Origin of the sequence: Leptolyngbya sp. AN10 (assembly GCF_050565645.1) — a bacterium.
Lineage (GTDB): Bacteria > Cyanobacteriota > Cyanobacteriia > Leptolyngbyales > Leptolyngbyaceae > Leptolyngbya.
The window spans coordinates 157230-181826 of record NZ_JBNXVP010000005.1; the positions used below are offsets into that span (position 1 = coordinate 157230).

The window sequence follows — 24597 nt, forward strand, 5'->3', positions numbered from 1 at the left end:
CATTGGCACATCAACTGTCATATTTGCACTATCGTAAAGGACCCGATCGTAGAATACTCAAAATCAGCCACAAACCTAGAAAACTTGCAGCAGCAAACAGCACATCGCTCACCCAATACACTTGACTTGATTGAGTATTCGCAGAAATAATCGCAGCTCCCATGATCAAAGAGCCAACCACAATACTAAAAGACAACCGATTTGCAGAAGAATCGATCGTGCGTCTAATGGGTTCTGCTTCTCGGATCGAAAGGTTCCACTGCAAGGTTTCAGAAGTCACTCGATCGAGCAATAGTTCCACCTGTCTCGGTGATTGCAGCGACAAGTTCTTCACATCCAATGCAGTTCGTAACAATGCAATTAAAGGTGCTTCTCCCACAATCTGCCGCTGAAATACTTCAGTCATCATCGGGCGAATCTTGTTCGGAATGTTGAAGTTTGGATCAAGCGATCGAGCAATTCCTTCCAAATTCGCGATCGCTTTTGCACAAAGCCCTAAGTTTCCAGGTACTCGAACTTTGTTATCTCGAACTACTTGCAGCACTTCATAGACTAGCTTACTAAAGTTGACTTGCGAAATGTTCAAACTATAGTAGCGGCGTAACAGTCGATCGAATTCCGTTTCTAGCTTCACTCGATTGATCGGTTGAACAGGTGGTGCAAGTTGCAGAACTAACTGAGTGCATCTTTGAGCATCCAAATTGACGATCGCTAACACCAATTCCAGAATTAACTGCTGTGTTCTCGGATCAAGTCGCCCAACCATTCCACAGTCGAGCAATGCAACTCGACCATCATTGAGATAAAAAACATTTCCAGGATGCGGATCTGCATGGAAGAAGCCATCTAAACAGATTTGCTGAAAGAATGCCCGAAGTAGCAAAGTCGAGATGTCTTCACGCTCTTGTAAGTCCGTTGTGCCATCAAATCCGATCGGCGGAAATGCAGAAAGTACAGCAACACCATCCAACCACTCCATCGCAATCAGCTTATCAGTGGTGTACTCCCAATAAATTTGCGGCACGACTAACTTTGTAGAATCAAACCAGCGAGTATTGCCAAGATTCTGTCTCAGCTGATCCGTGTAACGAGCTTCTTCAGTGAAATCGAGTTCATTTCTCAGTGCTTCCGCGAATTCTTCAGCGATCGACACAATATCGTAGTACTGCCCAAATTCCGTCTGCGCCACCAATCGCGCAATCAATCGAATCAGTGCAATGTCTTGTTCAACGACTGAACTTAATCCAGGACGCTGAACTTTGAGCGCAACTGGACGACCATCTTTTAAGACAGCCCGATGGGTTTGAGCGATCGAGCCAGCGGCAACAGGTTTGTAATTAATCGAGGCAAAGATTTCTTCGATCGGCTGATTGAATTGTTTTCGCAACATCACTTCGACTTCTGACCAATCCACTGGCGGCACTTCAGCCTGAAGCGTAGAAAGTGCGTCAATGTATTCAGCAGGCAGCAGATCGGGACGTGTACTCAGAAGTTGTCCCAGCTTGACGTAAACCGGACCCAAATCAACCAAAATATTTCGCAGCACCGCAGGCGGAGGAAGTTTCGGCTCATCTACTTTGCCACCTGTGAGCAGTCGCCGCATATAGTCCCATCCATTTCGGAAGACGACTTCTACGATTTCACCTTGACGAGAGCTAGTTTGGACAAGTCTAGAAAACATAGAAGCAATGGGTACGCGGTTCTGTTTCCTAAAGTAACGTAAACTGCGGGATTTCAGCTATCTACTTTGAGGGGGAGTGGGGAGTGGGGAGTGGGGAGTGGGGAGTGAGGTATCATCTGTTTTCTATTCCCTACCCCCTACTCCCTACCCCCTACTCCCCACTCCCTACTTCTTCGGAAAACCGATCAAATCGATCGCAGAAAAACAAGTTAGGCTAATAAATAATTGCGATCGATAAGTTCTCCTGGAGTGGCGCATGAATCGGTTTTGGAGCGTAGCAAGTAAAGCGTTAGGTAGTGTCTTTCTCTGCGGCGGTGGCGTGGTGTCGATCGCGCTTTCACTGTCAATTCTGGCGCTACAACCTCCGACCTGGGCTTTAACGATCTTGCTGATTTTTCTGGTGTTTTTTGGTCTAACTCCAAGCGCGATCGGGGGACTCTTACTTTACGCGAGTTCCAAGGCAAATCGTCACGCTATTCGCGATCGCTTTTTCCAATTGCTCCATCTCAAACAGGGACGAATTTCGCTGCTTGATTTTTCTAGAGCAACGCGGCTTGAGCCTGAAATTGCCCGTCGCCATTTAGATCTTTGGGCACGAGAATATGATGCCAATTTTGAGGTCAGCGATGCGGGTGAGATTTATTATGTGTTCTCGAATGAGATGATTCCGTTACCACCTGCTAGTCAACCGTTTGAAGTGGTTCGGCAAGTGGTGAGAGAAGTTTGGCGATCGTTCTAGAGGATGATTGAGATGTATAAGAATAGGCTTTGCTTCGTTGTGAGTCCGCCTGGAAATAAATCTCCGGGCTAATGGAAGAAACTCCGCTGAAGCGGACTGGGAGCCTAATACGGAATTCTTAGCCCAGTTCAGTGGGCTTCCCACATTAGCCCGGAGATTCATTTCCGGGCGGGGCAGCGCAATGAACGATCGCTTTTCAAACACCGTCTAACGATTCGCTGCTTGTTCGTTAGATCGATCGCGCCACAAAGTAATCGAACTATTAATCGGTTGCAGTTGCGTTCCAGGGAAGTAGAAGCTGAGAATACGATCGCTGGTCCAGCCCAATCGACCCAAGTTGTACGATCCAACCTGGCTCATTCCTACTCCATGTCCGAACCCGCCCCCTGTGAAGACAAAGCCCTTGAGCGTTTTCTTGTCCATCATCGCATCGACGTAGAACAAGGTACTCGCAGGCGCTTCAAATACGGTTTGGATATCGTCCTTTTCAAGCTCGATCGTGCCTGCATCAGTGACAATCTGAGACTTCAGAATTCTTCCGCCACTCGATCGCTGAGTAATCTGAATATTCTGAATCGTTTTGAAGTTCACCAAAGGATGCCGCACCGCTTTCAAATACTCTCGTAGCTCCTGATTTAATTGAGCGAGAGAAACTTGATACCGCCAGCGGAACATATCCGTCCCATCTTCGTTAAAGCCTTTCTTCTGATTAATAAACGCTCGGAAATTCCGCTCATCCGATAAACTTCGGGCTTGCAAATCCCATAGGGGATTGACCGAATCAACGACGGCTCTAAGATAAGGACGATCCCAACCATGCCAAATATCATTAAATCCAGCCGTGACACCGCCACTGGTTGACGAATAAACTGCATCTACGAGTTCATTTTGATACGTGAGAACCTTGCCGCGAGTTGCCTGAATCGCTCGATCGGTCGAAGCTGCGGCTCCCTCTAATCCTCGATACACCTGGCATTGAGTCGTCGCGCACAGTTGATAGTTATCGATCGTAAATCGTCGCAAGTTCCGCAGCGCATACGTTCGAGCTAACACTGCCTGAGCTTCTAACACAGGTTGAGGTGCCCAAGTTCCAATCTCATGAGGAACCACGCCTCTGAGATATGTTTCCACTCCGACAAAATTCACAAGCGTAAAGTTGCCATACGCATTCGGCTGAACTCGCAATACGCCACCATACGGGCGGTTGGGAATATCATCTTTTTCTCGATCGACCTGAATCACGCCTAATCCCGATGAAATATCCACCACATCGCGGGTATACCGGAACCCATTCAATACCCAACTCGGACGCGGTACTTCCTGAACCACTCGACTCTCAATCCGAGCCGTCTGAATCCCTTTCGCTTGCAAACTTCTGAGCAACAATCGCCGAACTAATGGCGTGTTATACACATCGCGCTTCGCCCAAACCTGCCATCGATCAGGCTGTGCAATTTCCACTTCAATCCCTTGCGCTCTCCATTCTTGCGCCTGATCTTCAGCAGACTCAAAACTCCGATGCGTACTAAAAATGATACGCTCCTCTACCACAGGCTGAGGGAGCTTCTGCATCACTGTTTCGAGTTTAATTTCTTGTGCCGTAAGTGTCTGCGGCTTGCCATTGGTATCGAATCGAATGGTTAATCGATCGCCAGAATTTGCCTTCAAACTCATCGCGTCTTGGGTTCGATCGCCAAATCGCTGCACGATCCCAACTTGAATTCCCACATCCGACTGAGCCTGTGTGGGTGTCGCAAATCCGACCAATGCAGCGAGACCGAGAATGAATGGATTGAGTTTAGTCAATGTCAGAACCAAGGGAGTCAAGCCTCTTTCTATTCAGGAAGGGGACGTGCGGCAGAGGTAAAAACCTGTGTCTGATTGTAATGGGAATTTCACGGATCAGAACGTCTCGATCGAGCATCTTTATGTAATCGATTTTCTCGGCATCGCTCTATGGCTCCGGAGAAATGATTCAGAAAAAAGCTTGCAAGTCGAAGTCATTATGAGTATGATATAGAAGTCGGGTGAAGAGCAAAGTCATGAAAGTTCAAGAGATCCCCATCAACCAAATTCGCCGCCCCTTGTTTCGGCAGAACGACCAAGAGAAAGTTAGAAATCTCATGGCATCGATTTCAGAGGTTGGACTACAAGAACCGATCGATGTCTTAGAAGTAGACGGACAATACTATGGATTTTCAGGCTGTCATCGCTACGAAGCCTGTAGCCGCCTCGGACACGAAACGATTTTATGCAATGTTCGTCGCGCTCCGAAATCTATTCTTAAACATCATTTAGCTTAAGTTTCGATGTGGCTGCGAGATAATAGCCACTACCGGAGCACTCACTCTCTTTTAATCTCAGGAGAAGATCATGGTTAGTCAAGTTGCAATTGGCATTGAAGATACAAAAAGACAAGCGATCGCAGAAGGGTTATCACGCTTGTTGGCAGACACTTACACGTTGTATTTGAAAACCCACAATTTCCACTGGAACGTCACAGGTCCGATGTTCCAAACCCTGCACACAATGTTTGAAACACAGTACACGGAGCTTGCGTTAGCTGTGGACTTGATTGCAGAACGGATTCGCGCTCTCGGATATCCTGCTCCCGGAACCTATAGCGAGTATGCCAAGCTGAGTTCGATCGATGAAACGCCTGGTGTCCCAAAAGCCACCGAAATGATCACGCTCTTGGTGCAAGGACAAGAAGCTGTGGTGAGAACGGCTCGATCGTTGTTCCCGCTTGTGGATGAAGCGAACGACGAACCGACGGCTGATCTTTTAACTCAACGGATGCAAGTGCATGAGAAAACCGCTTGGATGTTACGGAGCTTGTTAGAGTCCTAAGAGGGTGTTTGAGAAGTATAAAAAGCGGCTTTGCTGCGTTGCGAGTTCGCCCGGAAATAAATCTCCGGGCTAATGGAAGAAACCCCGCTGAAGCGGACTGGGAGAATCATTCGGAGTTCTTAGCCCAGTTTAGTGGGCTTCCCCCGATTAGCCCGGAGATTCATTTCCGGGCGGATGAATGCGATAAACGACTACTTCTCAAACACCTTCTAAGATTGCCGCACCGTAAGTTTTGAAGAAGCCGCTAGATTATTTGGATCTGGCGGTTTTTTCTTATGATCCAGAAAGCGAGAGGATTATCGAATGGAAAGACTAGAACAGTATCGCCAAGCAATTCGCCAACTTCTCACAGCGCAAGCAGATACCGAACAGCAACAAAGCCCGATCGAGTGTCAGTTAGTGTTTGATCCAGAACACGATCACTATCAATTACTTGATGTGGGATGGGATGGACTGAAACGAATTTATCATTGCTACATTCATCTCGATATCAAGGATGGAAAAATCTGGATTCAGCGCAACATGACCGAGAGCGATCTAGCTGCCGACTTAGTTGACATGGGAATTCCGAAGGAGGACATTGTTTTAGGCTTGCATCCCCCTTACAAACGGGCATATACAGGATACGGAGTGGCTTAACGCTTCGTTTCCTCGATCGCTTTTTCCGCCTGTTTCATTTCCTCAGTCTTACCTTGTTCTTCAAATAGCTTTCTCGCCATTTCAAACGCCTCGATCGCATCTCTGGGAAAATCTCGCGCTTTCAAGGCAATGCCCATCTGATAGTAAGCATACGCATTGTTCGGATCGAGCTTGACCACTTCTCGAAATACCATCACTGCTCGCATCGTTTCGTTTTGAGCGAGTGCCGTTTCTGCGAGGGCAAATTGAGCTTCGACTGAACTGGAATCGAGGTTGACCGATCGCTGAAATGCTCTGATCGCCTCAGCATTATTGCCTTTCTCTCGCAGAATCTTACCAATTTGCAAATGCAGTTTCGGATTGTTCGGATCAATTCGCACGGCTTGATTAAACGCGGCTAAAGCACTCGGCAAATCATCCCGCTCTAAAAGAGCAATTCCTAGCCCGATTTGAGTACTTGCTCTTCGAGGATCAAGGGTTGCGGCTGTTCGCAGAGAGGTAATTCCTTGGGCAACTCTACCTTGTTGAATGAGCATCAAGCCGATCGCTTCGTGCGCTGCTGCATTTCGTCGATCGAGCGATGCTGCTTGTTGATATGCCGCTAACGCTTGAGCCGTTTGACCCTGACGCGCTAATACCGTTCCCAGCCCCAAAAAGGCATTGACATTGCGCCGATCCAACTCAGTCGCTCGACGGTACGCCGTTTCAGCCGCGCTATCATTGCCCAAATTCGCCAAACTAAATCCGAGTGCATACACAAAATCTGCATTCGCTGGCTCTAGCGTCACGGCTTGTCGGTACGCCTCTGCCGCCTCTTGGAATCGACCTTGTTGAGCAAAGACAAAGCCTATTCCAGAGAAAATTCTGGGATTGCGTCTATCGATCGTTGAAGCGCGTTGAAAGGCTTGTAATGCACTATTCCAGTTTCGTGCCTCGACATACTCCCGCCCTTGTTCGATCAAATTATCCAACTCATTCGATTGAGCGCGGACCATTTGCGGCATCAATCCGAGGCAAAGGAACAGTCCAACAGAAAAGAGCGATCGACGAAGACGAAACATTTTCACCATACTAAGAATTACAAGAAACCCCAGAATAATCAGGAATGAGCGATCGAAGTTTGAATCTATTTAATCTGAGTTATCGAGTAGAAAAACCATGTTGATGACGACAACCGATGTGATCCAGAATGCAGTGATCGAATCATACCTTGGCATTGTCACTGCTGAAGTGGTTTACGGGACGAATGCGCTGAAAGATTTTTTTGCTGGAATCAGAGATATCATCGGCGGACGAACTGCGGGCTATGAGCGAGTGTTTGAACAAGGACAACAGAATGCGCTGGCTGAATTGCAAAAACGGGCGCAAAATCTGGGAGCCAATGCGATCGTGGGTATCGAAGTCAATACAGGGACAATTAATTTAGATCAATCTGGCGTTCTTTTGCTCATCACTGCAACCGGAACAGCGGTGAAAATTCGCTAATCGTGCGGATGTTCGCGATCGTGATCCCCGATATTTCTCTGGATATTTCTCTCTAACGATGGATCTACCTCGTCTCACTCTCGGTAGAGTTATTCTTCCGATGAAAACTCTACAGTGTTGGCAAGAGTAATTTCTTTGCAAATAACTATCCTGTTAGAGGAGACAATTCACAATGGCATATACTAATCGTCCGGTCACTGAAGCAGCAGTCATTCCAGTCGCAGGTGATTACCACGATCGCGTTCGTTGGGGTCCGATTATCGCAGGTTTAACCGTTGCATTAGTGTCTCAGTTGATTCTGAGCGCGTTGGGTGCAGCAATTGGAGCGACCTCGATCGCGAATTCGGGTGCACCTCGATCGGATGCTGGCGGCGTAGCAAGCGCAGTCGGAATCTGGGCAACGCTCAGTTTGTTGATTTCGCTGTTTTTGGGTAGCTGGGTGATGGCGCGGGCTTGCGGTCCGATGAATCGCAGTACGGCATTGCTCAACGGTGCAATTCTTTGGGCGACCACTTTGGCTCTGAGTGCTTACCTATTGGCAAGCGGTGTTTCGGGTGCGTTTGGTTTGGCGGTATCGAGTGCAGCGAACGTTGCCGGGGGCGCTCTGCCTCAAACAGGCTTGCCTGATGTGCAGCAAGGGGGCGGGAATGCAAATATTTCGGCTCAAGATGCCCGTAATATCGCAGGTACGACTGCAACCGCTGGCTGGTCGTTCGTGATTGGTTCGTTGCTTGGTTTGGCTGCGTCTCTTGCAGGTGCAGCAGTTGGAACTCGCAAGCCTCGTGCAACCACGGCTTATGCTGAGCCGAATCGCGGAATGTAAGGTTTGAAGTTTGATTCATTTCGCCCCTCAGAATCTGGGGGGCTTTTTCAGGTTTAAAAAACAAAAGGGATGTCACCAAGACACCCCTAAAATGTTAAACGGGCTAGGAGGGATTCGAACCCCCGACACCGTGGTCCGTAGCCACGTGCTCTAGTCCACTGAGCTACAAGCCCTTGTTAGCACTTATTTAATATACAACGTTCTGACCCAAATGACACAAAATTCTGAAAAATCGATCGAGCTTTCCCATCTCGATGCCGCTGGACAGGCGCAAATGGTTGATGTCTCGGCAAAATCGGCAACCGCGCGTCAGGCAACCGCGATCGCAAAAGTGCGAATGAAACCGGAAACGATGAACGCGATCGAGTCGGGCAATTCCCCGAAAGGCGATGTTCTCGGTACGGCTCGAATTGCGGGAATCATGGCGGCGAAACAAACCTCGAACCTGATTCCGCTCTGTCATCCCTTGCCGATTCAGAAAGTCGAGGTGAACATTTTGCCAAAACCGGAGCTACCTGGATACGAAATTCAGGCAACGGTGAAAATTAAAGCGGAAACGGGTGTGGAAATGGAAGCGCTGACGGCAGCTTCGATCGCGGCTTTAACCTTGTACGACATGGCGAAAGCGATCGAGAAGTCCATTACGATCGAGCAGATCTATCTTCTGAATAAAACAGGAGGCAAATCCGGAGATTATTCGCGGGAATCGGGTCAGTAAATTTTCGGTAAAGCGAGGATACACGGAAAGTTTTTCTGGGAAAATCTATATACTCAGAGAAACCCTGCTTGACACTGCCCCCAATTGTTCAGTTTCTCGGCATTTCCAAGTTGGTATCCTCGATCATGAAACAATTTAGTGAATTAGAACTTTCAGAAGCGCTGTTTAATTCGATCGCTCAAGCGCTGGAATCTTGCTGCCATTCTGGGAATTTATCGGCTGAAGAGTATTTATTACTGTTGGATTCGGTCTGGTTTACGCTCGATTTTGGTACTCGACTGCCACGATAAGCCATTCAAGGTGAGCCATTTCAGCCATTAAAAAAGCGCGGCGGGTGTCGCGCTCAGTTCGAGATTCAGAAAGTGAAGAGATTATTTCAGGTAGTTTGCTTCTGCTTCAAGCATCCGAAGCAATGCCTGATCACCACGAGCTTTCGCTGCATCCATTCGACGTTGCAGATTCCGCTGTAGGTTCTCACGATGCAGTCTTGAAACTTCTGCCGAGTGGAGACGATTTCTATTCATAACTTAATTTTTCCTAGAGGTCAGTTTTTCTTATCACCATGATTTAATTTTAGCATCAGTCCCTTGAAACGGTAGCTGTTGCTACAAAAAATTCACATTTTTTCTAACGTCAGTTCGGGTTAAGAGTTCTCCAATTCTAAAAAGGGTTCGTCCTTCAAAGTCCGCCAGGATGAGGGATTTAGGAGGCGAAGGATCTCGGCAATGACCGACGAATCAAGAATGATTCGACTTGTGTGTACACGGTAGGTTTCTAATCCGGGGCGGGCGAATGTGATGAACAAGAGACTTGAAAATGGCTTATTTGAGATTGAAGATTTAAGGTAACTTAAAATCGAATTCCAACACGAGGCGTTAAATTGCTTCTGTTTAGGTGAGGAGCAAATCTAAGTGATTGCGTTATAACACACAGTAGCGTGATTGGAAGAAATAGAATGTGTGCTGCAACTTATCGAGAACGAGCGGATGCGGGAATGGCAACGCTTCAAACGTTTTACAACACTGCAACGGGACTGTGGAATACAACAGGTTGGTGGAATAGTGCGAACGTGTTGGAAACCACGATCGATTACTGCACGTTTACTGATTCCTTAACGTATCGAACTAATATTTTTAATACATTTGAGAAGAACAAACGTAACAACTTCTTAAATGAATTTTACGATGATGAGGGTTGGTGGGCACTGACTTGGATCAAAGCCTTTGATCTCACTGGTGAAGCGCGATATTTGGATATGTCGAGGGTTATCTTTAACGACATGACCAAAGGTTGGGATAACAAGTGTGGTGGCGGGATTTGGTGGAACAAAGAACATAAGTATAAGAATGCGATCTCGAATGAGTTGTTTTTAGCGATCGCGGCTCGATTGTTTCTCAGAACTAGGGATCAGCGTTATCTTGATTGGGCAAATCGAACCTGGAATTGGTTTCGTCGAACGGGAATGATCAATCAAAATAATTTGATCAATGATGGTTTGAATGATCAATGCAAGAATAACGGTCAACCGACTTGGACTTACAATCAAGGTGTGATTTTGGGAGCGCTGATTGATTTGTCGAAGTGTACGAATGACCGATCGTTGTTGACGGTTGCACAATCGATCGCGGATGCAGCAACAAAATTTCTCGCACCGAATGGCATATTACGTGAACCTTGTGAGCCGAATTGTGGATTGGATGGACCGCAATTCAAAGGGATCTTTATGCGAAACTTGTCGGACTTGTATCGTATCGTGAACAAGTTAGCCTATCGAGATTTCATTCTTCGCAATGCCGATTCGATTTGGGAGGAATGTCGCAATCCCAAAAATCAATTTGGATTGTGTTGGGGACAGAAGTTCGATACTGCGGATGCGTCGCGTCAAAGTGCTGCGATGGATGCGTTAAATGCTTCGATCGTTGCGAGTCGAACTGCGATCGTATTGCAAGCTGAAACTTCTACACTTCATAGCTTAGTGTTAGAAGCGGTTTATACAGGTTACGAAGGCTCAGGGTATATTGCAGGGTGGAATCGAGATGGGCAATGGGTCGATTTTAATTTCACTTTGCCGAATGCAGGACGATTTGATCTAGTGATGCGTTATGCAGCAGCGGCAGGAAACGCGACTCGGTTTATCTTTGTGAATGGAAGAGCGATCGTGAATGCTCACGTTTTTCCTGGAACTGGAAACTGGACGGTTTGGAATACGACAACGATCCCGAATGTTGCGTTAAAAGCGGGGAACAACACAGTTTCTATCATTTTTAATCAATCGAAAGGAAGTCGAAACTGGTTGAATCTCGATCAGCTTATAATTCGGTGATCGGATTATTAGACTTTGCATGAAACTTCGATCGTTCCATGAGGGTAGACCCTTGAGACTCAGACATCGTAAACATCGCCGGATTAAGATTCACGTTGAAGAAAGTGGACGTTTCCAAATTGTAGGAATGAATGCGTGGTATTCCTACTGGCGTGATCCTTATCATTTGGTGCTGACGGTTCCCTGGATGGGGTTTTTTGCGATCGTGGTTGGGGTTTACTTGGGAATCAATGTTGTCTTTGCCTGGATTTATTTGTTAGGGGGAGACTGTATTGCGAATGCTACACCGGGGTCGTTTGTAGACTATTTCTTTTTCAGCATTCAAACCTTTGCCACGATCGGATATGGGGCAATGTATCCGAAAACGGTTTATGCTCAGTCGATTATGACGATCGAATCGCTAGTGTCGATGGTTGCGATCGCGATTCTCACTGGGTTTACGTTTGCTCGATTTTCGCGTCCAACGGCTCGTGTTGCCTTTAGTCAAGTTGCAACGATCGCGCCGCATGAGGGGGTTCCAACGTTGAGCTTTCGTGCGGCGAATCAACGTCGAAATCAGATTTTAGAAGCTCAGATGCGAGTGTATTTACTTCGAGATGAAATTACTTCGGAAGGACATTACATTCGTCGAATTCACGATCTGGCATTAGTTCGGAGTCAAACTCCAGGATTTGCACTCACTTGGTTAGTGATGCACCCGATCGATGAAAATAGTCCGCTCTATGGCATGAGTCCAGAATCCATGTCTGAAACGAATTGTTTGATTCAAGTGATGCTAAGTGGAATTGATGAAACGGTGGCTCAAGTGTTGCACGATCGACATGTCTATGTGCCACAAGAGATTCTATGGAATTATCGCTTTGTCGATTTAGTGTACAAAACTCCTGAAGGGCATCGATTTATTGATTACCAGCATTTTCATGATGCTGAGCCGATTCCGTAGAGGGTTCAACCGGGCGAACGACGACACGACCATTTTCAACGATCGTGCAAAGTTTGTGAGGATTGCGCTTCGGTTTTGTAAGTGGAGAGGGTGCAAAACTAAAGTGCTGGTTTAGAGTTTGTTGCGCCTCTAGAACTCTGACTGAGCCTGTACAAGATGCGGTAGGACAAGACATAAGAGTTTTATAGTTCTATTGTTTATTATGCGTCGATTCTGGGCAGAGACGATAGCGTATTTCACCTGTGGTTGGGTGTGGAGAATACGATCGCTTAATTCAATCATGTAGAACTTTGAGTTGGCTATGATTCCATCTAAAGTTGTGTCTGTTCTGATCTGGAATATTAAAAGGTTTGTTAGGAATATAACAAAAGTGGTTAGATTAATAAAGTGCGCTTATTGAGATATTACATCTGCTTTCGATTACGTTATCTTTCCTGTTAGGAACATAACAAAACTCGTTAGAGTAATAAAATAAGATTATCGAGATGTTATGTGTACTTTCGATTACGTTATATCTCTAATGGGAAACATGAGGAGATTTATCGAAAACAAATTACCCGCTGTCTTCGGCTTCGCTCAGTCAGCTAGAGATCGCGCCCTGAGCGAAGCCGAAGGGCAGTCTTTCAAGCGGTAAGCTCTTTCGTAGAAATCTCCTGACATCTTTGAGTAAAAATATTAGAAGTGCGATCGACCTCAATAGAGGTGTTGTTTGAGCCTTTCTATACCTGAGAGAATGTTTGAAAAGTATAAAAAGCGGCTTTGCTGCGTTGCCAGTCCGCCCGGAAATGAATCTCCGGGCTAATGGAGGAAACCCCGCTGAAGCGGGCTGGAAGAGTAATGCGGAGTTCTTAGCCCAGTTTAGTGGGCTTCCCCCGATTAGCCCGGAGATTCATTTCCGGGCGGGTGAATGCGACAAACGATTACTTCTCAAACACCCTCTTAGGGCGAATAGACAACGATGCACAGGGTCTTTCAACTTGCAAAAAGCTGTCCTGATTTCACTTCTAAAATCTGCGCCGAATCAATCCATTGAGCATCAAACGATCCTAAATGAGTCGTCGTAATCAAAGTCTGAAACCGATCTTGAATGGCATCTAACAATTGATTCTGCCGATTGAGATCTAATTCCGCCAACACATCATCTAATAATAACAGCGGCGGTTCTCCAATCACATCTTCGATCAACTTAAGTTCTGCTAACTTCAATGCAAGCACCAATGTTCGTTGTTGTCCCTGCGATCCGTATTGACGGGCTGGCGTTTGATTAATCATAAATTCCACCTCATCTCGATGCGCCCCGACGAGCGTTGTCCCTTGATGTTGTTCAGCGATCGCTCTCGCCTGAATCTTTTCTAAAAACGCACTCTGTAAAGCTTCAGGTGTATCCTCTTCAGCCGTTACATTTGGCGCATATCGAATCTCTAACTTTTCGGTACTGCCACTAATGGCTTGATGCCATTGTTCTGCAAATGGAGCTAAACGATCGAGAACTCGCGCCCGTCGTCGGATTACTCTCGAACCTGCGATCGCCAATTGTGCATCCCACAAGGCTAAATCTGGAGCCGCAACTGTTTTACCTTCACTTTCTTCTCTTAATCGCTGTCTCAAGAGTGCATTTCGTTGTCTCAGCACTTGATTGTATTGTTGCAGCACATAAGCATAAATTGGCTCTAGTTGAACTAACAACGCATCGATCCAATGTCTGCGCTGATCGGGACCTCCTCGCACTAAGTCCAAATCTAAACTCGAAAATTGCACCATGTTTAATGTGCCAAGGAAATCAAGTTGTCGCCGGAGAGAAACACCATTCTGAGCAACCGTTCGCCGTCCGCTTTCTCGTAGCGTCATTGACAATTCAAGCTCTCCAGTTTCGCGCTTTAACTGTCCGGTAATCTGAGATAGCATTTCACCATCGAAAATCAAATCGCGATCGCGAGAAGTTCGATGCGACTTCAGCGACGATAACAACTCAACCGCTTCTAATAAATTCGATTTGCCTTGAGCATTATTGCCCAACAGAATTGTTTTTGCAGCCGTAAAATCGATGTACTGATCGTGATAGTTGCGGAAATTGCGAAGGTGCAGAGAGCGCAGATACATGGTGAAGGCAGAAAAGATCATTCGGAATTCGGAAATTGATCAATCCGCGATCCGAATTCCTCACAAGTGTATCAAATGAAATAGCCGCCCTCGATTTGAGAACGGCTAAACAGTTAGATGAAATAATTCTTAGCGCTTCTTGCTGAAATAAAAGCGGAAGAATAATTTCTCCATTTCAATCCACACAAACATTAATGCACTCACACCGAAACACACCATCAATTCGTTGAATGGGAGATAGTGCGTTCCGAAGAAGCCTCGGAGCGGTGGAGCATAGACTAACAACAATTGCAGAATCGTGGTGAGAATCACTGCGCCCCAAACATAGAGGTTCGTGAACGGATTCAGTTCGATCGTGAGTTTGGTGTTCGATCGAATGGCGATCGCGTGTCCCATCTGCGCTAAACACAGGGTTGTGAATACGATCGTTTTCCAGCGATCGGCATCTAGAGCACCCCCAGAGTTTCCAGGTGCATTGGTGTAGTTATAAGCCCAAACCATTGTTGCAGTGGCAAGAATCGCCAACACAATCCCAATTCGGACGATGTACGCGCCTAATCCACGCGAAAAGATGCTTTCACCCGGATGGTTTGGCGGACGGTTCATCACATTCGGTTCCGCAGGTTCAACTGCTAACGCTAATGCAGGTAAACCATCGGTAACGAGGTTCATCCACAGAATTTGTAGCGGAGTCAGGGGAACACTTCCAGTCGCAGCCACCGCTGGAATTAAAACCACGGAAAGCGCGATCGTAATCACTTCCCCAATGTTCGATCCCAGGATGTATTTGATGAAGCGGCGAATATTCGTGTAAACGACTCGACCTTCTTCAACCGCAGAGACGATCGTAGAGAAGTTATCATCCAGCAGCACCATATCCGAAGCTTCTTTACTCACATCGGTTCCGGTGATACCCATCGCGACCCCGATATCTGCTTGTTTGAGCGCAGGTGCATCATTCACACCGTCTCCAGTCATCGCAGAGATTTCGCCCTGTTTTTGGAGTGCTCGAACAATTCGCAGCTTATGTTCAGGAGCAACACGAGCATAAACGCTGACCCGATCGACATGAGTTTCAAGCTCTTGATCGCTCATCGCTTCGAGTTCACGACCGATCAAGACTTCATCACCTGGTTTTGCAATGCCCAAATCTTGAGCGATCGCGCTTGCGGTGAGTTGATGATCTCCTGTGATCATCACGGGACGAATTCCCGCTGTCCGACACCGTTTCACCGCTTCACGGACTTCTGGACGAGGCGCATCTAGCATATTGATTAAGCCAAGCCAGACTAACCCTTGCTCAGAGGCTTCCTCAGAGTTTTCAGGTGGAACTTCCTTCAACGGTTTGTAGGCGAAACCGAGAACTCGAAGACCGTTTGCAGCGAGATCATTGTTCTGTTGTAGCACTTGCGATCGCTGAGCTTGCGTAATCGGCTCTACTCGATCGTGAACTTGTATCTGCTGACACCGCTCTAGAACAATCTCCGGCGATCCTTTCGTAAACATCAGATACGGCGTAGATAAGAAATCCGTTTCAGATTGCAGCAAGCCAGCGGCATCTTTGACAATCACACTCATCCGTTTACGATCGGACGAGAACGGAAATTCTGAAACACGCGGCAGTTTGCTATTCCACTGATCCCGCTCTAATCCCGCTTTCGCCGCTACGGTTAGCAATGCACCTTCAGTCGGATCACCCAAGATAATCCACTGACCGTCCTCTTGTTGCAGAATCGAATCGTTACACAGTGTACAAGCCAGTAGCAATGCTCTGAGTTCAGGATCATCGGATGGAATCACTCTTGAACCATTGTTGAGGAATTCTCCATCCGGTGCATAGCCTTGTCCAGAGACTTTCGGACTCGAACTAATGGAATGAACGGATTGCACCACCATTTTGTTCTGGGTCAGCGTTCCAGTCTTGTCTGAACAAATCGTTGTCACAGAACCCAAAGTTTCTACAGCAGGAAGCTTCCGAATCAGAGCTTGGCGGCGAACCATTCGCTGAGTTCCAATTGCCAAAGTCACAGTAATTACCGCTGGCAATCCTTCAGGCACAACTGCAACCGCCATACTCAAAGCCGTTTGCAGCAAGTTTTGAAGCTTGGTAAAGTCGCGACTGATCAAGAAGCCACCACCGACCACGATCGCGACTAGAATCAGTGCGCCCGTTACCAGGGCTTTACTCAGTTGATCCATCCGTTTCTGCAATGGAGTCGGTTCTGATTCCACCCCTTGAATCTGGGCAGCAATCTTTCCTAACTCCGTTCGCATTCCCGTCCCTGTCACCAACACAGTACCGCGACCGTTAACGACTTCTGTACCTTGGTACGTCATGTTAATTCGATCGGCGGGCATCGCATCTTCTCGGATGACCGCATTCGCATTCTTGCTAACGGCTTCCGCTTCTCCGGTCAGGGCAGCCTCTCGGATTTGCAGATTCGCAGCTTCGAGAATTCGACCATCCGCCGAGATTTGAACCCCTGCTTCGACTAACATCACGTCACCGGGAACGAGATATTTAGAATCGACTTCGGTGATTCTGCCACCGCGTAGGATGCGGACTCTGGGCGATGAAAGTTGTTTTAACGCAGCCAGGGCTTGTTCTGCTCGGCTTTCTTGGACGTAACCTAATGCGCCATTCAGAACCACGATCGCTAAAATTGCGATCGTGTCTTTGAAGGGCACGTCGCCTTCTTTGATGTTGCCTTGAGAGAGTGCAAGCAACTCAAGCAGCCCGGAAACCAATGCAATCCCAATGAGCATCAGCAACATGATGTTCTTGAACTGATCGATCAGAATTACCCAGGCGCTGCGTCCGCCCGTTTCTTCTAGTTCATTGGTTCCGTACTGTTCGAGGCGGAGTGCCGCTTCTTGTTCGCTTAATCCAGTCTTGATGTCGCTGTTCAGGGTTGAAAGCGATCCATTCGTATCTAAGGTATGCCAAGCTGTCGTTGGCGATGGGAGGGAATGAGCAGACATAAAAATTCTCTGAGTTAGGGGATGAATGCCTACAGCACCTTATCATAGTGCCAAACGGCAAAACATAGCACTATTAAATAGTATTATCTTTTGAAGTTTCGTTATAAAATCTAGACGATACAGTTTCAAGGAACGGGTGTGAAGCGTCTAAGGGTACAGATCTCTAGTAACGATGAAGCATGGTGAGTCCTCCGTTTCTTTCTTCTCAACTGGTCGGACGGCAGCAAGAACTCGCGCAGGTGAGTCAGATTTTGATGAGCGATCGAGACGTTCTCTTAGCGGGTGTTCCAGGGATCGGACGACGAACGCTGATTCGTGCTGCTGCGCGTGATTGTGGAGCCAAAGTACTCGAAATCGACTGTCTCCGAGCCACGAACTATTCACGCTTTCTCCAATTGCTGGCAGATGCGATCGTGTCCACTTACGAAACTCCAGAAGAACTGCGCTTTGTCGATCGCTGGAGCAAAGAGCATCCGTTTGTTTTGCGATCGACGAACACTAGACCGCAACTCACTTGGCACGCTTCACCCGGTAAAGAATCGGTTTTATTTGAGGCGCTGTTAACGTTACCACAAGCGATTGCAGAATGGTCAAATAGTCGCGTGGTGATCGTGTTTCTGAATTTTCCACATCTGCGATCGTTCGATCGGGCAAATAAATGGGAGCAATACTTACGTCAGGAAGTCGAGCGGCAAAGTCGAGTCAGCTACGCGCTCATTGCCACGGTTGCCGAACGTTGGTCAGCCTCGAATCAACTTCCGATCGTCTCGCTCAGTCCGGTTTCAGACAAAATCATGCAAACCTGGATTGCCAAAACGATGCTGACAGAAGGCTTAGAATTTGAGCCAGAAAGTCTGCTGCTGTTTCTCAGCTATGTGCAAGGTCATTTTGGAGATGCAATCACCTTGGCGCGTCGAATCTGGTTGGAGTACGGCAAACGCGAGGATCGGAAAGATTTTGACCCTGTAACGCTGATTCAGCCGCATCATGTCGAACGAAGTGCGATCGCGCTGATTGAAGATTTATCCGTTACCTTTGAATCGCTGATTTTACTCTTACCGCAGAGCCAGGTACGAGTCCTAGAAAGTTTGGCACTTGATCCCACCGATAGTCCGCATTCTCGTGAGTATATTCAAAAGCACAATTTGTCGCGTGGGGGCGGATTACAAGGCGCACTCTCAAGCCTGGAACAGAAAGGATTAGTGTATGGAGCCGAGCTTGGATACCGGATTGCGCTACCGATGTTAGCGGCATGGATGAAGTATCGATTGACGTAGAAAAATCTAAACTTATGATAAGTAGCACTCTATTTATTTGCACAGAGTTTAAAACCCGATATAGTCAAAGCATCCACTGTTGTTTAAAACGGAGCATGTCAAAAGCGGGGAGTGCATTGAAACAAGTGCTGGAATCCTACAGCATTACGCAGTATCAACTATCTGCGATCATGGGTGTGAACCGATCGAACTTCAGTCGTTGGCTCCGAGGTGAGCGCGATCCGCTGGCTGAAGTCGTGGTCGAGATTTACAAGGCGTTAAAGTCTTTGAATCCCACTGCGGCTTCTGAGTTTATTCGTCTGTATCTGGGGCTTGCGCCGGACGAGGAGATTTAATCCTTACCAGCGTGGAACTTTCACCCAGGTTCCGGTTTCGGTCGATTCGTGTGCCAGATCCATCAGGAGTTGAGCGTACACGCCTTCTTTGAGTGAGGGCGCGACAGATTCTTGTCTGTCAATACTAATGAGCCATTGATCAATCATTCGGATAAATGGCGCGATTCGTCCATCTGCAAAGACTTGCTCAAACGCATATCGTTTCGGAATTTCAATCTCTGCCAGGTCTTGTCCGATCGCTGCCCCCCAGAGTTTGAATCCGTGCACATAGTCTTTCTGATTGTCACTTCCAAGAATCAATGTTCCGCGATCGCCATAAACTTCGATCCAGTGTCCTCGTCCCTGAGTGGTCACCGAGCTAATACAAATCTGACAGGGCGTTCCGTCTGCAAGTTCTAATGTAATGTTGCAAGTATCATCTGAATCAACAGGCTTGAGTTCGCCTGTCATCGGATCAGGTCGATCGAGAATTGCAGTACTCAGATTGGCAGTTAATCGATCGACTTCTCCGAACAGCCAAGCAATGTAGTCAAACGTATGAGATCCCAAAGCCCCTAAAGCGCCGCCGCCTTGATCTTTTCGGGCGTACCAGTTCCAGGGACGAGACGCATCTGCTCGACTTGAAACTAACCAATCAATCTTGATCAATCGTTTTTGTCCGACATAGTTTTGCGAAAGCAAATCTGCGAACTGTTGCCATGCAGGAACAAATCGGAATTCAAAGTTCATGCTGGTAATTGATCGATTTTTTAGCGATCGACTATACAAATCTTTTGCTTGTTCGACATTCAATGCAGTCGGTTTCTCCAACAGCAAATGTTTTCCTGCATCTAGAACCTGCTTCGCCATGTCATAGTGCAAAAATGGCGGCGTTGAGATACTGACTCCATCGACATTAGGGAGATCTAAAATTTCTTCGATCGACGAACACGCCTGCGGAATCTGATGAGTTTGTGCAATCGACTGTGCTTTCTGCAAATCTCGATGATAGACAGCGACCACTTCAGTTCGCGGATGTGCCTGAAATCCTGGAATATGAACCTTTTGTCCAAATCCCGTTCCAACGATTGCTACACCAAATTTAGAGCCAGCCATTTGATTTGTTTGTCGATCGCGTCTTGATTAGTTTAGATCATTGCGGAACTTGCGCGATTTCTGCAATTGTGGCATTTAGCCGAGTGAAATGGTTTAGATTTAAGTTGACTTTCTCCCCGTATCTAAAACGTCTACCGTTTCTGTTAGCTCCGATTTCTAATCCGGGGCGAGATAGCGCAGAGGACGAAACGCCCAAAATACTCCTTGTTGAGATTGATGCAAGATTTTAAGTTACCGTAGTTAAAAAAGTGGTTGTTTAATCTATACAATGCCACTCACCTCTAAACCCAAACGTAAATCTCGTCTCAAACCTGTTCTGGCATTCATCACGATCGCGTTAAGTGCGATCGCAGGTGGAGCATATTGGTATGTTTTTGTCCTCGGTGCTCCTCAACTAGATACCCCTCAAGTTGAAGAAGTTGCAGGACTCAATTTTCAAGTAAGAAGCTTCTACAGTGAAGCAATGAGTGAACAGCGGCGATATGGCGTAATTCTGCCACCCGGATACGAAAAGCATCCGAATCGACGCTATCCCGTAATTGTTCTCCTGCATGGTGGACACGGAGATGAACGCGATTACTACGAAAAAGCCGCAATCACCAGCACCTTAAAGCAACTCTACAGTAATAAAAAGCTTCCAGCCGCCTTAATCATCATGCCTGATGGCAACGACGATCGAGGTACTAGCCCCTTTTGGGATTCCGATTACTTTGATGGGGAGCATGGCAAAGTTGCAACCTACATTGGCTCAGATTTAGTGCAAGAAGTGAAGCGCCAATTTCGCACGATCGAAGATTCTCACTACTGGGCAATGGGCGGTTTATCTTCCGGTGGTTGGGGTGCGTTTAACATTGGCTTAAGACACATAGAGCGCTTCAACATCTTCTTTAGTCACACCGGATACTTCATCGACGACAGTGGATCTCAGAACAGTCCTCAAAGTTTTGTAGCGCAAATCCCACCTGAAAAGCGTAAACGTATCCGAGCTTATTTAGATGCTGGAGAAGCAGACGAAAAATACTTAGATGCCACCCGTGATTTTCACAAAGTATTGAGCAGTTTAGGAATCTATAACGAATTCTATGTATTTCCGGGTGGACATGGAATTGTCGGACAAAATGTGGGATGGAACTACTGGAGAACGCATCTTGCCGATTCGCTTACTTTTGTAGGTCGCCAACTTCGTCACGCCCAAACCCAGAAAAAACATCGCCACTTTTAAGGTTCATGCAGAAGGTAACTCCTCCCAAATTCGGCTGGAATCGGAAACGACCCGAAACCCTCGATCGTAAAACTCGATTTGGAGTTTGGTCAGCCGCAATCTTAACCGCGATCATGGGATTCGTAAATCTCTGGTCTGCGGTTGTTCCCAGTTATCCAGAGCGAACTGCCTGGTTAAAACATTTCTTTCCGTTTTCAGTTCGAGTAGGCGGTCACTTATTTGCAGCACTTGCAGGATTTATTCTACTAACTCTCGCAGCTAATCTCTTACGGCGAAAACGAGTTGCTTGGTATCTCACAGTTGGATTGTTAATCGTTTCAATTCTGAGTCACTTAATCAAAGGCTTTGACATTGAAGAAAGCACTCTCGCAACCGTTTTATTGATCCAACTATTTTTATTACGTAAAGCTTACACTGCACAATCCGATCGACCTTCGATCGCTCAAGGCATTCGAGTTTTGATTGCAGCAATCTTTTTTACCCTGGCTTATGGAACGATCGGTTTCTACATCCTTGATGGCTATTTCAACATCAATGGACAGCCGATAAACTTCAGCTTTACTGAATCAATCCTGCAAACTTTAGCAATGTTCTTCACCGCAGACAACGCGGGACTTGAACCCAGAAGACGCTATGCTGAATTCTTTGCTAATTCTATCTATGCGGTCGGTGCGATTACTTTAACGTATGCACTCTTTATGCTGCTGCGACCAGTATTGCTACGAGATCCAGCAACTTTAAGCGATCGACAAAGAGCACGTCAAATCATTGATCAATACGGCAAAACTTCACTTGCTCGATTGTCGTTACTTCCAGATAAATCCTACTTCTTCAGTCCATCCGGCAAAAGTGTGGTTGCCTATGTTGCCAAAAGTCGAGCCGCGATCGCACTGGGTGATCCGATCGGACATCCTGATGATATTAAAGAAGCGATCGTTTCTTTTCAAGAGTTCTGCAATCAAAATGATTGGTTCCCTACGTTCTACGAAGTCCTACCAGAGAACCTACCGCTGTATCAATCCATCGGCTATCGTTGGGCACAGATCGGAGAAGAAGCGATCATTGATCTCCACACGTTCAACTTAAAAGGCAAAGCGAATCAAGACTTTAGAACTGCGATTAACAAACTGACAAAAGCAGGCTACCACTTACAAGTTTATGAACCCTCGATCGACGATGGACTACTCAATCGATTAAAGCCCGTCAGCGACGAATGGCTCAAATCCAAACAGGGATCAGAAAAACAATTCTCGATTGGATGGTTCGATCGAGACTATCTCAGAGGTTGTCACATCGCAGTCGTCTACAATGCCAATGGCAAAATCATTGCCTTCTCGAATCTCCTTTCTGGCTACAACCGCAAAGAAGTCACAGTCGATCTGATGCGTCACTTAAACGAGGCAGAAAAAGGCACAATGGACTTCCTCTTTGCAATGATGATCCAACACTTCCAGCAAGCCGGGTACGACAGTTTTAATTTCTCTTTATCACCCTTAGCGGGAGTCGGTGAAGCAGCAGATTCGCTTAGAGTCGAAAAGGGATTACACTACTTCTTCGAGCATCTCAACCAGTTCTACAACTTCAAAGGACTCCATCAATTCAAAGAGAAGTTTCGCCCCCATTGGGAACCGCGCTATCTAATCTTTCCAAGCTTCACCGTCTTACCAGAAATTGCAGTGGGATTAGTTCGAGCCGATTCAGGCGATCGCTTACTCGACTATCTCAAACCCGGTAGTTAAGTTGTCTAGCCCAATGCTTGATAGAATTGCGAAATGTAACGCAATCTAGTTAAGCGATCGTATGCGAACCTGGCAAGTATTTTTCGGCTTTCTTCTAGCAGTCATTCTGATGATTGGATTCCCTCAAACTGCGAATGCGGCGAGTTCAGGTGCAATTCGAGCGATCGATGATTTTTCAGCAACGACCAAAGACTACTCCAAACAAAATCTAATTCGCGCAGAGTTCAGCAATGCCCGTCTCTCTGGCAGCAATTTCAGCGGTGCAGATTTACGAGGTGCAGTCTTCAGCGGTTCCGATCTAAGCAAATCGAATTGGCAAGAAGTCGATTTTGGTGATGGCATTGCTTACATCACAGATTTATCCGGTGCAGATTTGAGCGATGCAGTACTAACTTCCGCCATGATGATCGGTTCAGTTTTCAAGGATGCCAACATTACAGGTGCAGATTTTAGCTTTGCCGTATTAGATCGATCGCAAGTGGTCGAACTCTGTAAAAGAGCCAGCGGCGTAAATTCCAAAACAGGTATCAGCACCCGCGAGTCTTTGGAATGCCCTTGAAGATTGGAGTTACGATTATGCGATGTCATTCGACTGTGGGAAGAACCCGATACTTTGTTTCTGCAATATCCTGGGTTGCTTCCCTTTGCCGCTCTCGGTCAAACAGATGATCCAGAAGCAACGTTGAGACAAACGGCGCAGGCAATCGATAATATTCCCGATCGAAGAAGTCCAACAACTTCAACAACAGCTAAACGAATCAACGCAGAACTAATGCGATCGTACTCTTCGATCGACCCAAGAACGCGAACCCCTTCGGTGAGCGAAATCCCTCCACCTCAAAGCAGCGCAGAGAGCAACTCCTGAGCTTGAGAGATTGACGAAGAATTGATTGCGTAAGACATAATTGAAAATATCTTAAGTGAATCTCCGCTATGTCTTCGCAACTGCAACAAGCGATCGATTTAGCTCAATCTCTACCTTTCGAGGAACAGCTTGAACTACTCAAGACGTTATCGATCGTCATTCAAGAAACTCATGCACGAGAAAACCAATCTTCTGAGGTAGAAGATCACACGGGTTTCTCAGCAGACAGCTTTCGCAAATCTTGGCAGCAAGCCATGACCGGACAAACTATACCGCTTTCTCAACTCTGGGAGGGCATCGACGTTGACTGATTTGCCCGTTGAGATTCGTCCTACTTCCGAGTTTCAACGAGAACTAAAGGATCTTGCCAAGAAATATCGCCAAGTTCGCTGGGATCTTCAGCCTGTACTCGATCAATTGCAATCTGGAGAAATTTTGGGAGATCAAATCTCTGGGATTGGCTTTCCAGTTTGGAAAAGACGTTAACCAGAATATCTACAGCACGTTCTTTGAAATCTTAGACTTCCTGCTAACAACACCCCAGCCCCGATGATCACCCCTTCTCCGACCTCGATCGTGCCTTCATGCGCTTGAATCACCGACCCAAGCCCGACACACACGCTTTGATGAATCACAATCCGACTTCCCGGATCAGCTTGCAGCAAAACGCCTGGTGCGATCGCTGCCCCTGGGTGAACCGTGACATCCCCACTTACATAGCAGTGAGTTGTACTCACGGGCATTAACTGTAGAGGCGGCGATTGCATCAGAGTAAACCGGA

27 protein-coding genes and 1 tRNA gene are annotated in these 24597 nt (G+C 46.9%); 18 read left to right on the forward strand and 10 right to left on the reverse strand.

What is annotated here, in order from left to right; all coding sequences use genetic code 11:
* Window positions 1-28 precede the first annotated feature (28 nt).
* A complete protein-coding gene (locus ACQ4M5_RS09065) occupies window positions 29-1681 on the reverse strand; it encodes an ABC1 kinase family protein (protein ID WP_430675260.1) in 1653 nt (550 codons plus the stop codon).
* Window positions 1682-1937: 256 nt separating this feature from the next.
* Here ACQ4M5_RS09065 and ACQ4M5_RS09070 point away from each other — a divergent pair, with 256 nt between their 5' ends.
* Entirely contained in the window at window positions 1938-2420 is a 483-nt protein-coding gene (locus ACQ4M5_RS09070; protein ID WP_430675261.1) for a hypothetical protein, read from the forward strand.
* A gap of 207 nt (window positions 2421-2627) precedes the next feature.
* On the opposite strand, the gene ACQ4M5_RS09075 is transcribed toward ACQ4M5_RS09070, so the two are convergent.
* Complete coding sequence (locus ACQ4M5_RS09075; protein ID WP_430675262.1) at window positions 2628-4226, reverse strand: SpoIID/LytB domain-containing protein; 1599 nt, start codon at window positions 4224-4226, stop codon at window positions 2628-2630.
* A 236-nt stretch (window positions 4227-4462) separates the two neighbouring features.
* Here ACQ4M5_RS09075 and ACQ4M5_RS09080 point away from each other — a divergent pair, with 236 nt between their 5' ends.
* From ACQ4M5_RS09080 to ACQ4M5_RS09090, 3 genes are all read left to right on the forward strand, one after another.
* Window positions 4463-4723, forward strand: coding sequence for a ParB N-terminal domain-containing protein (locus ACQ4M5_RS09080; RefSeq protein ID WP_430675263.1), 261 nt, complete (start codon window positions 4463-4465; stop codon window positions 4721-4723).
* A 70-nt stretch (window positions 4724-4793) separates the two neighbouring features.
* Complete coding sequence (locus tag ACQ4M5_RS09085) at window positions 4794-5270, forward strand: Dps family protein (protein WP_430675264.1); 477 nt, start codon at window positions 4794-4796, stop codon at window positions 5268-5270.
* Between the two features lie 303 nt (window positions 5271-5573).
* Entirely contained in the window at window positions 5574-5909 is a 336-nt protein-coding gene (locus tag ACQ4M5_RS09090) for a XisI protein (protein ID WP_430675265.1), read from the forward strand.
* On the opposite strand, the gene ACQ4M5_RS09095 is transcribed toward ACQ4M5_RS09090, so the two are convergent.
* Window positions 5906-6979, reverse strand: coding sequence for a tetratricopeptide repeat protein (locus ACQ4M5_RS09095; RefSeq protein ID WP_430675266.1), 1074 nt, complete (start codon window positions 6977-6979; stop codon window positions 5906-5908). The genes ACQ4M5_RS09090 and ACQ4M5_RS09095 overlap by 4 nt on opposite strands.
* 88 nt (window positions 6980-7067) lie before the next feature.
* On the opposite strand from ACQ4M5_RS09095, the gene ACQ4M5_RS09100 reads away from it, so the two are divergent.
* On the forward strand, window positions 7068-7394 hold the full coding sequence (locus ACQ4M5_RS09100) for a YbjQ family protein (protein WP_068391825.1): 327 nt from the start codon (window positions 7068-7070) through the stop codon (window positions 7392-7394).
* 172 nt (window positions 7395-7566) lie between these two features.
* Window positions 7567-8217 (forward strand): hypothetical protein, encoded by a 651-nt coding sequence (locus ACQ4M5_RS09105; RefSeq protein ID WP_430675267.1) that lies wholly within the window; start codon window positions 7567-7569, stop codon window positions 8215-8217.
* Between the two features lie 99 nt (window positions 8218-8316).
* Here the strand turns inward: ACQ4M5_RS09105 and ACQ4M5_RS09110 are convergent.
* Window positions 8317-8390: transfer RNA gene (locus tag ACQ4M5_RS09110), tRNA-Arg, on the reverse strand.
* Between the two features lie 38 nt (window positions 8391-8428).
* Between ACQ4M5_RS09110 and moaC the strand changes: the two genes are divergently transcribed.
* Window positions 8429-8935 (forward strand): cyclic pyranopterin monophosphate synthase MoaC, encoded by a 507-nt coding sequence (gene moaC, locus ACQ4M5_RS09115; RefSeq protein ID WP_430675268.1) that lies wholly within the window; start codon window positions 8429-8431, stop codon window positions 8933-8935.
* A 125-nt stretch (window positions 8936-9060) separates the two neighbouring features.
* Window positions 9061-9225 (forward strand): hypothetical protein, encoded by a 165-nt coding sequence (locus tag ACQ4M5_RS09120; protein ID WP_430675269.1) that lies wholly within the window; start codon window positions 9061-9063, stop codon window positions 9223-9225.
* 81 nt (window positions 9226-9306) lie between these two features.
* Here ACQ4M5_RS09120 and pirA read toward each other — a convergent pair whose 3' ends face one another.
* A complete protein-coding gene (gene pirA, locus ACQ4M5_RS09125; protein ID WP_430675270.1) occupies window positions 9307-9459 on the reverse strand; it encodes an arginine synthesis PII-interacting regulator PirA in 153 nt (50 codons plus the stop codon).
* A 431-nt stretch (window positions 9460-9890) separates the two neighbouring features.
* Here pirA and ACQ4M5_RS09130 point away from each other — a divergent pair, with 431 nt between their 5' ends.
* Both ACQ4M5_RS09130 and ACQ4M5_RS09135 read left to right on the forward strand, forming a co-directional pair.
* The gene (locus ACQ4M5_RS09130; protein ID WP_430675271.1) at window positions 9891-11258 is read left to right on the forward strand and encodes a glycoside hydrolase family 76 protein; all 1368 of its coding nucleotides are present in this window, start codon (window positions 9891-9893) and stop codon (window positions 11256-11258) included.
* 52 nt (window positions 11259-11310) lie between these two features.
* Entirely contained in the window at window positions 11311-12201 is an 891-nt protein-coding gene (locus tag ACQ4M5_RS09135; protein ID WP_430675272.1) for an ion channel, read from the forward strand.
* Here ACQ4M5_RS09135 and ACQ4M5_RS09140 read toward each other — a convergent pair.
* The 3 genes from ACQ4M5_RS09140 to ACQ4M5_RS09150 all read right to left on the reverse strand — a co-directional run bounded on the left by ACQ4M5_RS09140 (window position 12158) and on the right by ACQ4M5_RS09150 (window position 17283).
* Window positions 12158-12376: a hypothetical protein gene (locus tag ACQ4M5_RS09140; RefSeq protein WP_430675273.1), complete on the reverse strand. Its 219-nt coding sequence runs from the start codon at window positions 12374-12376 to the stop codon at window positions 12158-12160. The two genes, ACQ4M5_RS09135 and ACQ4M5_RS09140, sit on opposite strands and share 44 nt — an antisense overlap.
* Window positions 12377-13173: 797 nt before the next feature.
* Window positions 13174-14301, reverse strand: coding sequence for a DNA replication/repair protein RecF (gene recF / locus ACQ4M5_RS09145; RefSeq protein ID WP_430675274.1), 1128 nt, complete (start codon window positions 14299-14301; stop codon window positions 13174-13176).
* A gap of 129 nt (window positions 14302-14430) precedes the next feature.
* On the reverse strand, window positions 14431-17283 hold the full coding sequence (locus ACQ4M5_RS09150) for a cation-translocating P-type ATPase (protein ID WP_430675275.1): 2853 nt from the start codon (window positions 17281-17283) through the stop codon (window positions 14431-14433).
* 179 nt (window positions 17284-17462) lie between these two features.
* Between ACQ4M5_RS09150 and ACQ4M5_RS09155 the strand changes: the two genes are divergently transcribed.
* Together ACQ4M5_RS09155 and ACQ4M5_RS09160 are read left to right on the forward strand one after the other, a co-directional pair.
* Complete coding sequence (locus ACQ4M5_RS09155) at window positions 17463-18560, forward strand: AAA family ATPase (RefSeq protein WP_430675276.1); 1098 nt, start codon at window positions 17463-17465, stop codon at window positions 18558-18560.
* Between the two features lie 95 nt (window positions 18561-18655).
* Window positions 18656-18895, forward strand: a complete 240-nt coding sequence (locus ACQ4M5_RS09160; RefSeq protein WP_068392294.1) for a helix-turn-helix domain-containing protein — start codon at window positions 18656-18658, stop codon at window positions 18893-18895.
* Window positions 18896-18898: 3 nt separating this feature from the next.
* Here the strand turns inward: ACQ4M5_RS09160 and ACQ4M5_RS09165 are convergent, their stop codons facing one another.
* Window positions 18899-19990 (reverse strand): Gfo/Idh/MocA family protein, encoded by a 1092-nt coding sequence (locus ACQ4M5_RS09165; RefSeq protein WP_430675277.1) that lies wholly within the window; start codon window positions 19988-19990, stop codon window positions 18899-18901.
* Window positions 19991-20258: 268 nt separating this feature from the next.
* On the opposite strand from ACQ4M5_RS09165, the gene ACQ4M5_RS09170 reads away from it, so the two are divergent.
* The 6 genes from ACQ4M5_RS09170 to ACQ4M5_RS09195 all read left to right on the forward strand — a co-directional run bounded on the left by ACQ4M5_RS09170 (window position 20259) and on the right by ACQ4M5_RS09195 (window position 24302).
* Window positions 20259-21212, forward strand: a complete 954-nt coding sequence (locus ACQ4M5_RS09170) for an alpha/beta hydrolase (protein WP_430675278.1) — start codon at window positions 20259-20261, stop codon at window positions 21210-21212.
* A 5-nt stretch (window positions 21213-21217) separates the two neighbouring features.
* On the forward strand, window positions 21218-22951 hold the full coding sequence (locus ACQ4M5_RS09175) for a phosphatidylglycerol lysyltransferase domain-containing protein (protein WP_430675279.1): 1734 nt from the start codon (window positions 21218-21220) through the stop codon (window positions 22949-22951).
* Window positions 22952-23012: 61 nt separating this feature from the next.
* The gene (locus ACQ4M5_RS09180) at window positions 23013-23510 is read left to right on the forward strand and encodes a pentapeptide repeat-containing protein (protein WP_430675280.1); all 498 of its coding nucleotides are present in this window, start codon (window positions 23013-23015) and stop codon (window positions 23508-23510) included.
* Between the two features lie 3 nt (window positions 23511-23513).
* Window positions 23514-23816 carry a hypothetical protein gene (locus tag ACQ4M5_RS09185; RefSeq protein WP_430675281.1) on the forward strand — a complete coding sequence of 101 codons (303 nt, stop codon included), beginning with the start codon at window positions 23514-23516 and terminating at the stop codon, window positions 23814-23816.
* A gap of 68 nt (window positions 23817-23884) precedes the next feature.
* Window positions 23885-24127, forward strand: coding sequence for a hypothetical protein (locus ACQ4M5_RS09190; RefSeq protein ID WP_430675282.1), 243 nt, complete (start codon window positions 23885-23887; stop codon window positions 24125-24127).
* On the forward strand, window positions 24120-24302 hold the full coding sequence (locus ACQ4M5_RS09195; protein WP_430675283.1) for a hypothetical protein: 183 nt from the start codon (window positions 24120-24122) through the stop codon (window positions 24300-24302). The genes ACQ4M5_RS09190 and ACQ4M5_RS09195 overlap by 8 nt, the downstream gene beginning before the upstream one ends.
* Here ACQ4M5_RS09195 and ACQ4M5_RS09200 read toward each other — a convergent pair.
* Window positions 24299-24583, reverse strand: coding sequence for a hypothetical protein (locus ACQ4M5_RS09200; RefSeq protein WP_430675284.1), 285 nt, complete (start codon window positions 24581-24583; stop codon window positions 24299-24301). The genes ACQ4M5_RS09195 and ACQ4M5_RS09200 overlap by 4 nt on opposite strands.
* Window positions 24584-24597 lie beyond the last annotated feature (14 nt).

What these genes read in the sequence shown, in the direction of transcription:
- ACQ4M5_RS09140 (WP_430675273.1), bottom strand. Translation starts at nt 12,376, where the DNA reads ATGTCTTGTCCTACCGCATCTTGTACAGGCTCAGTCAGAGTTCTAGAG.
- ACQ4M5_RS09090 (WP_430675265.1), top strand. Translation starts at nt 5,574, where the DNA reads ATGGAAAGACTAGAACAGTATCGCCAAGCAATTCGCCAACTTCTCACA.
- ACQ4M5_RS09165 (WP_430675277.1), bottom strand. Translation starts at nt 19,990, where the DNA reads ATGGCTGGCTCTAAATTTGGTGTAGCAATCGTTGGAACGGGATTTGGA.
- pirA (WP_430675270.1), bottom strand. Translation starts at nt 9,459, where the DNA reads ATGAATAGAAATCGTCTCCACTCGGCAGAAGTTTCAAGACTGCATCGT.
- ACQ4M5_RS09150 (WP_430675275.1), bottom strand. Translation starts at nt 17,283, where the DNA reads ATGTCTGCTCATTCCCTCCCATCGCCAACGACAGCTTGGCATACCTTA.
- ACQ4M5_RS09065 (WP_430675260.1), bottom strand. Translation starts at nt 1,681, where the DNA reads ATGTTTTCTAGACTTGTCCAAACTAGCTCTCGTCAAGGTGAAATCGTA.
- ACQ4M5_RS09100 (WP_068391825.1), top strand. Translation starts at nt 7,068, where the DNA reads ATGTTGATGACGACAACCGATGTGATCCAGAATGCAGTGATCGAATCA.
- moaC (WP_430675268.1), top strand. Translation starts at nt 8,429, where the DNA reads ATGACACAAAATTCTGAAAAATCGATCGAGCTTTCCCATCTCGATGCC.
- ACQ4M5_RS09120 (WP_430675269.1), top strand. Translation starts at nt 9,061, where the DNA reads ATGAAACAATTTAGTGAATTAGAACTTTCAGAAGCGCTGTTTAATTCG.
- ACQ4M5_RS09175 (WP_430675279.1), top strand. Translation starts at nt 21,218, where the DNA reads ATGCAGAAGGTAACTCCTCCCAAATTCGGCTGGAATCGGAAACGACCC.
- ACQ4M5_RS09200 (WP_430675284.1), bottom strand. Translation starts at nt 24,583, where the DNA reads ATGCAATCGCCGCCTCTACAGTTAATGCCCGTGAGTACAACTCACTGC.
- ACQ4M5_RS09080 (WP_430675263.1), top strand. Translation starts at nt 4,463, where the DNA reads ATGAAAGTTCAAGAGATCCCCATCAACCAAATTCGCCGCCCCTTGTTT.
- ACQ4M5_RS09170 (WP_430675278.1), top strand. Translation starts at nt 20,259, where the DNA reads ATGCCACTCACCTCTAAACCCAAACGTAAATCTCGTCTCAAACCTGTT.
- ACQ4M5_RS09180 (WP_430675280.1), top strand. Translation starts at nt 23,013, where the DNA reads ATGCGAACCTGGCAAGTATTTTTCGGCTTTCTTCTAGCAGTCATTCTG.
- ACQ4M5_RS09085 (WP_430675264.1), top strand. Translation starts at nt 4,794, where the DNA reads ATGGTTAGTCAAGTTGCAATTGGCATTGAAGATACAAAAAGACAAGCG.
- recF (WP_430675274.1), bottom strand. Translation starts at nt 14,301, where the DNA reads ATGTATCTGCGCTCTCTGCACCTTCGCAATTTCCGCAACTATCACGAT.
- ACQ4M5_RS09070 (WP_430675261.1), top strand. Translation starts at nt 1,938, where the DNA reads ATGAATCGGTTTTGGAGCGTAGCAAGTAAAGCGTTAGGTAGTGTCTTT.
- ACQ4M5_RS09190 (WP_430675282.1), top strand. Translation starts at nt 23,885, where the DNA reads ATGTCTTCGCAACTGCAACAAGCGATCGATTTAGCTCAATCTCTACCT.
- ACQ4M5_RS09105 (WP_430675267.1), top strand. Translation starts at nt 7,567, where the DNA reads ATGGCATATACTAATCGTCCGGTCACTGAAGCAGCAGTCATTCCAGTC.
- ACQ4M5_RS09155 (WP_430675276.1), top strand. Translation starts at nt 17,463, where the DNA reads ATGGTGAGTCCTCCGTTTCTTTCTTCTCAACTGGTCGGACGGCAGCAA.
- ACQ4M5_RS09095 (WP_430675266.1), bottom strand. Translation starts at nt 6,979, where the DNA reads ATGGTGAAAATGTTTCGTCTTCGTCGATCGCTCTTTTCTGTTGGACTG.
- ACQ4M5_RS09130 (WP_430675271.1), top strand. Translation starts at nt 9,891, where the DNA reads ATGTGTGCTGCAACTTATCGAGAACGAGCGGATGCGGGAATGGCAACG.
- ACQ4M5_RS09160 (WP_068392294.1), top strand. Translation starts at nt 18,656, where the DNA reads ATGTCAAAAGCGGGGAGTGCATTGAAACAAGTGCTGGAATCCTACAGC.